This is a genomic window from Pseudomonas sp. I2, from assembly GCF_040984075.1.
In the GTDB taxonomy this organism is placed as follows: domain Bacteria; phylum Pseudomonadota; class Gammaproteobacteria; order Pseudomonadales; family Pseudomonadaceae; genus Aquipseudomonas; species Aquipseudomonas guariconensis_B.
Genome location: NZ_JBCGFQ010000159.1, coordinates 1 through 443, shown reverse-complemented (window position 1 = coordinate 443; position 443 = coordinate 1). Strand labels below are relative to the sequence as shown.

Here is a 443-nt window from a genome sequence, read left to right as displayed (position 1 = left end):
ATGCTATTCACCGTCGGCGTCAGCCAGGAGGGGCGAACCGCTTCGATCGGGTCGATCGCTTCCCGCCAATCCGGCACATGCTGGTTAAGATAGGTCATCAGCGGCAGCGGTTCGCCGAAGTTAACGTAACCCTGGCCCAGGTTGCGCAGCTTGCTCAAGCCACGCACCATCAGCGGCAGACTCTCTTTCTCTTTAGTGGCGCCGCGCAGCTCTTTGGCGTAGGTTCCTACCTCCATCACGTGCTCATAGCCGATGTAAATCGGCACCAGGGTGATCGGTCGGGTTCCGCCGCGCAGCATCGCCTGGATGGTCATCGACAGCGTACCGGTCTTCGGATCGAGCAGGCGGCCGGTACGGGAGCGGCCGCCTTCGACGAAATACTCCACGGAATAGCCGCGGCTGAACAGTTCGCCAAGGTATTCGCGGAACACGGTGGAATAGAG

1 protein-coding gene is annotated in these 443 nt (G+C 60.7%); it reads right to left on the bottom strand.

Going from position 1 to position 443, the window contains the following annotated elements; all coding sequences use genetic code 11:
• Positions 1-443: 1-acyl-sn-glycerol-3-phosphate acyltransferase (locus tag WCE05_RS26030; protein WP_368816843.1), on the bottom strand; the 443-nt coding region annotated here is incomplete at both ends.